Annotated in this window: 4 protein-coding genes, 1 tRNA gene and 1 pseudogene; 4 read left to right on the forward strand and 2 right to left on the reverse strand. The window is 74.0% G+C overall.

All coding sequences use genetic code 11. The features are described from left to right. The first annotated feature begins 94 nt into the window (after nt 1-94). Nucleotides 95-1057, forward strand: coding sequence for an IS481 family transposase (locus PAI11_RS07850; RefSeq protein WP_040599117.1), 963 nt, complete (start codon nt 95-97; stop codon nt 1055-1057). Nucleotides 1058-1084: 27 nt separating this feature from the next. Here the strand turns inward: PAI11_RS07850 and PAI11_RS07855 are convergent, their stop codons facing one another. Continuing rightward, nucleotides 1085-1789 carry a hypothetical protein gene (locus PAI11_RS07855; protein ID WP_007572751.1) on the reverse strand — a complete coding sequence of 235 codons (705 nt, stop codon included), beginning with the start codon at nt 1787-1789 and terminating at the stop codon, nt 1085-1087. Nucleotides 1790-1897: 108 nt separating this feature from the next. Here PAI11_RS07855 and PAI11_RS07860 point away from each other — a divergent pair, with 108 nt between their 5' ends. The 3 genes from PAI11_RS07860 to PAI11_RS07870 all read left to right on the forward strand — a co-directional run bounded on the left by PAI11_RS07860 (nt 1898) and on the right by PAI11_RS07870 (nt 4288). Continuing rightward, the gene (locus PAI11_RS07860; protein ID WP_007572753.1) at nt 1898-2941 is read left to right on the forward strand and encodes an LLM class F420-dependent oxidoreductase; all 1044 of its coding nucleotides are present in this window, start codon (nt 1898-1900) and stop codon (nt 2939-2941) included. Between the two features lie 13 nt (nt 2942-2954). After that, the gene (locus PAI11_RS07865) at nt 2955-4199 is read left to right on the forward strand and encodes a glycosyltransferase (RefSeq protein WP_007572755.1); all 1245 of its coding nucleotides are present in this window, start codon (nt 2955-2957) and stop codon (nt 4197-4199) included. A gap of 17 nt (nt 4200-4216) precedes the next feature. Beyond that, a tRNA-Asn gene (locus tag PAI11_RS07870) sits at nt 4217-4288 on the forward strand. Between the two features lie 68 nt (nt 4289-4356). Here PAI11_RS07870 and PAI11_RS07875 read toward each other — a convergent pair. Beyond that, a pseudogene (locus PAI11_RS07875) lies at nt 4357-4917 on the reverse strand (hypothetical protein); the annotation flags it as partial.

Here is a 4917-nt window from a genome sequence, read left to right on the forward strand (position 1 = left end):
CTAGTTGTAGGTCCTAAGGACGTTGTTCCATCCGGGGTGCTCCGTTCGGGAGGCTGGGAGTTGCGAGACACCGAGCACCCGAGGGAGCACCCGGATGGACCTTCACGGTAACGCCGCGCTGTCGTTGCGCGGAAGAGAACGCATCGTCGAGCTGCGTCGGCAGGATCGCTCGTTCGCGGAGATCGCGGAAGCGATCGGAGCGAGCGAGCGATCCTGTCGCAAGTGGTGGCAGCGCTGGCAGGCCGAGGGGCCAGCTGGCCTTCGGGATCGATCGAGTCGTCCTCGGAACTCGCCCACTGCAACGCCCCCGGAGCGAGTCGAAACGATTCGGTTGCTTCGGACCCTGCGGTTCTCGGGTCCGCAGATCGCCGAGCTGCTCTCCATGCCCAGCTCGACCGTCTCCCGAGTGCTCAAGCGCGAAGGCCTCGGGCGGCTGGGCCGAATCGGACTGGAGCCCGCACGCCGGTTCGAAGTCTCTCGGCCGGGCGAGGTGGTCCACATCGACACGAAGAAGCTCGGTCGGATCCAGAACGGTGCTGGCCACCGTGTTACGGGTACCCGCCGACACGACGCCAAGCGCGTCGTCGACGCTGCCGGCCGCGAGCGCCGAACCATCGGCTGGGAGGCCGTGCATGTTGCTATCGACGGCTTCACCCGCTTGGCCTACGCCGAGGTGCTGCCGGACGAGAAGGCGTCCACCACCGTGGGGTTTCTGGCCCGGATGCGGGCGTTCTACAAGCGCCACGGGATCGAGATCCAGCGGATCCACAGCGACAACGGTGCCGCCTATAAATCGACGGCCTTCGCACTGGCGTTGCGCCTTGCTGGTTTGCGGCACACGCGCTCCAGGGCCTATCGGCCGCAGACCAACGGCAAGGCCGAGCGGTTCATCCGCACCCTGCAAAACGGGTGGGCCTACGGCGCGATCTACGGGTCGTCAATGGAGAGAACTGCCGCGCTTGAGGGCTGGCTGGTCTACTACAACCACCAGCGACCCCACGCCGCCTTGAACGGCAGACCTCCGGCCTGCCGGGTCCCTGCGGGACCCGGCACCTGACCGGAACAACGTCCCTAGCCCTTACAGCTAGTGGGCGACCGGGCGGCGCGTGTCGCCGTCGACCGCGACCGCCGGATCCTCGGCCGCGAGCGGGCCGGCGGTGTCGCCGACCAGGCCCAGGCGGACCCGCTGGCGATCGACCTCGGCGATCGCCAGCTCGTAGTCCTCGATCGAGCCGATCGGGCGCATCCAGTCCGGCAGGCGGACGCCGGTGCCGCGACGGCGGCGGGGCGCCTCCTGCGGGACCTCGTGCTCGCCCTCGAGGGCGCTGCGGTCGGCCAGGGCGCGGTGCTCGGCGATCGCGTCGGCCAGCGACGGCTGGGCGGCGGCGCGGCGGCGCACGACCCGGCGGGTGGCGACCAGGTCGCGGTGCTCGGCGATCACGTCGCCCAGCGGCGTGTTGCTGCCGGCGTCGACGTCGGCGGCGATGCTCGCCTCCAGGTGGCGCTCGAGGATCCGCAGCTCGCGCGGGGTCGCCGGACGCGACCCGCGGCTGGGCGCGGAGGTGAAGCGGTCCCAGGTGCGGGCGAAGGCCAGGAAGCTGGTGCGGCCGCCGCGACGGTGCGCCGAGAGCATCGGGCAGACGCCGCCGTCGCCGTCGGTGTACGCCCCGACGATGATCGGATCCCGGCGCACGCCCTCGAGCATCGCCTGCCGCGTGTGCAGCGGCAGGCAGTCGATGGTGCGACGCAGGTCGTGGATGGCGGTGGCGGTGCGGCGGCGGCTGATCATTCTGGAACCGTGGTCTGACGTAGAGTGCACGACGGTACGGCCCGCCCACAGTAGGCGCGCCCGTCGACGAGGACAACGGCAGACCTGCCGGTGAACGGGAGATTGCAGATGAAGCTCGGCGTGCAACTCGGGTACTGGGGCCTCGGCCTCACCCGCCAGGACCAGCTCGAGATCGTCCAGGAGGCCGAGCGACTCGGCTTCGACTCGGTCTGGGCGGCTGAGGCCTACGGCTCCGATGCCGCGACGATCCTTGGCTGGCTGGCCGGCCAGACATCGACCATCAAGCTCGGCTCGGGCATCTTCCAGATCCCGGCCCGCTCGGCCGCGATGACGGCGATGACGGCCGCGACGCTCGACAACCTCTCCGACGGGCGCTTCGTGCTCGGCCTCGGCACCTCGGGGCCGCAGGTCGCGGAGGGCTGGCACGGCCAGCGGTTCGGCAAGCAGCTGCTGCGCACGCGCGAGTACGTCGCGGTCCTGCGCAAGGCGCTCGCCCGCGAGCGGCTCGAGTTCCACGGCGAGACGATCGAGCTGCCGCTGCCGGACGGCCCCGGCAAGGCGCTGAAGCTCACGATCACGCCGATCCAGGAGCGGATCCCGATCTACATCGCGGCGATCGGCCCCAAGAACACCGAGCTGGTCGGCGAGATCGCCGACGGCCTGCTGCCGATGATGTTCGCCCCCGAGCACGCCGACACCGCCCTCGCGCCGCTGCGCGCCGGGCAGGAGAAGGCCGGGCGCCCCGCCGACGCGGTCGCCGTCTGCCCGAGCGTCAACGTCCACATCGGCCCCGACCCCGACGGCGGCGCCGAGGGGATGCTGCGCGGCTTCACCGCCCTCTACGTCGGCGGCATGGGCTCGCGCGAGAAGAACTTCTACAACGCCGCGGTCACCCGCTACGGCTTCGGCGACGCGGCCAAGGAGATCCAGGACCTGTACCTGGAGGGCAAGAAGCTCGAGGCGATGGCGGCGATCCCGCCGGAGCTGATCGACGCGGTCGCGCTGTTCGGCACCCGCGAGCACGTCACCGAGCGGCTGCGGATCTACAAGGACGCGGGCGTCGACACGATCATCGCCACCCCGGTGACCCCGACCAAGGACGGCCGGATCCAGCAGATGCGCGAGCTGGCCGCCGCCCTCGCCGCGGTCTAGCCGCGCGCCCGGCGTGACGTCCCCGAGCCCGCTGCGGCTGCTGCTGGGCGCGTTCGGCGACCCCGGTCACGCCTTCCCGATGATGGCCCTGGGCGCGCGGCTCGCCGCCCGGGGCCACGAGGTCTGGCTGCAGACCTGGAGCAGGTGGCAGGACGACGTCGAGGCGGCGGGGATGCGGTTCGCCGCCGCGCCGGAGTACCAGGTCTTCCCGCAGCTCGGCCAGGAGCCGCTGAAGCCCTACGCGGCCGTCGCGCGGGCGACCGTCGACACGGTCCCGCTGGTGCGGGAGATCCGGCCGCACGCCACGGTCGCCGACATCCTGACGCTGGCCCCGGCGCTGGCCAGCGAGCGCTGCGGCGTGCCGGTGGCGACCCTGATCCCCCACGTCGACCCGCGCGGCGAGCCGGGCTGGCCGCCGTACTCCTCGGGCGCGCGCCCGGCCGGCCTGCTCGGGCGGGCGCTGTGGGCCGGGCCCAACGCGCTGGTCGGCTGGTCCCTGGACCGCGGTCGCAACGAGCTCAACGAGACTCGCGCCCGCGTCGGCCTGCCGCCGCAGGAGCGCCGCCACGGGGGGATCAGCGAGCGGCTGGTGCTGGTCGGGAGCGTGCCGCAGCTGGAGTACCCGCGCCGGCGAGCGCTCCCCCACACCCACCTGGTCGGGCCGTTCGTCTGGGAGCCGCCGTCGGAGCCGGTCGAGCTGCCGCCCGGCGACGACCCGCTGGTGGTCGTCGCCCCGTCGACCTCGCAGGACCCCGACGGGCTGCTGCTGCGGGCGGCCCTGCGCGGGCTCGCCGACGCCCCGGTCCGGATCCTCGCCGCCCAGAACCGCACCAGCGCCGCGGCGGCGCAGCGACTGCCGGCGCTCGAGGTCCCGGCCAACGCCCGCCTGGTGCCGTGGATGAGCTACGCCCAGGTGATGCCGCACGCCGACGTCGTCCTCTGCCACGCCGGCCACGGGACCCTGCTGCGCGCGCTGGCCGCCGGCAAGCCCGTGGTCGCGATCCCGGCCGCCGGCGACATGTACGAGAACGCCGCCCGCCTGGCCTGGTCGGGCGCCGGGATCCGCCTGCCGCAGCGGCTGGCCGGCGGGCGGGTGCTGCGGGCCGCGGTCCTGCGCGCGATCGGCGATCCCCGCTACCGCGAGCGGGCGGCCGAGATCGCCGCCTGGGTCGCCGCCGGCGACGGCGCGCAGCGCGCCGCGCCGCTCGTCGAGGCCCTCGCCGGCTCCCAGACGTCGATCCGCGCCGCGATCCCGTAGCATGCCGGCAGCAGCGGTCCGGGGTAGCTCAATGGCAGAGCATTCGACTGTTAATCGAAGGGTTGTGGGTTCGAGTCCCACCCCCGGAGCTTGAAGCCCTCGCGGAGGCGGGGGCTTCTGCGTTTTGCGGGACCGCCGCCAGCCGCCCTCCGGCGGCTCACGCCCCGCGCCGCGGGCCCTTCAGCAGCTCGCCGATCCCGTGGTTGACGCGCTGCTGCAACTCGAGGCGGCGGTTGACCAGGTCGTCGCCCGGCGCGGTGCCCGCCCCGCGGCGCAGCGCGCGGGTGACCGCGCCCAGCTCGACGCGCAGGCCGGCCAGCTCGGCGGCGGCGACCGAGGGGTGGCCGACCTGGGCGGCGCTGGCGGCGATCCCGTCGAGGACCCGCTGCACCAGCGGATCCGCCGCCACCGGCGGTCGCTCCTGGCGCAGGGCGTCGCGCAGCGCCGCGGCCGCCTGGCGGTGGGGCTCGTGGGCGAAGAGGTCGGCGATCCGGGCGTCCTCCAGCAGGCCGGCGCTCTCGCGGCCCGCCGCCTGGCACTCGGCCAGGAAGCTCAGCTCGGCACGGGCGACGTCGTCGGCCGAGGGCGACGGCGGCCCGCCCATCGGGGGCCCGCCGACCGCGAACCCGGAGGAGATCGGCCCAGCCGGCCCGAACGCCGGTCCGCGACCGCCGCCCGCGGGACCGCCGCGGTCACCGGCGCCCGCCGGGCGCCCCGG

This window comes from Patulibacter medicamentivorans (assembly GCF_000240225.1).
GTDB classification, from domain to species: Bacteria; Actinomycetota; Thermoleophilia; order Solirubrobacterales; family Solirubrobacteraceae; genus Patulibacter; species Patulibacter medicamentivorans.

Excerpts from the sequence above, each read along its gene's own strand:
- PAI11_RS07850 (WP_040599117.1), top strand. The coding sequence starts at position 95 with ATGGACCTTCACGGTAACGCCGCGCTGTCGTTGCGCGGAAGAGAACGC.
- PAI11_RS07855 (WP_007572751.1), bottom strand. The coding sequence starts at position 1,789 with ATGATCAGCCGCCGCCGCACCGCCACCGCCATCCACGACCTGCGTCGC.
- PAI11_RS07860 (WP_007572753.1), top strand. The coding sequence starts at position 1,898 with ATGAAGCTCGGCGTGCAACTCGGGTACTGGGGCCTCGGCCTCACCCGC.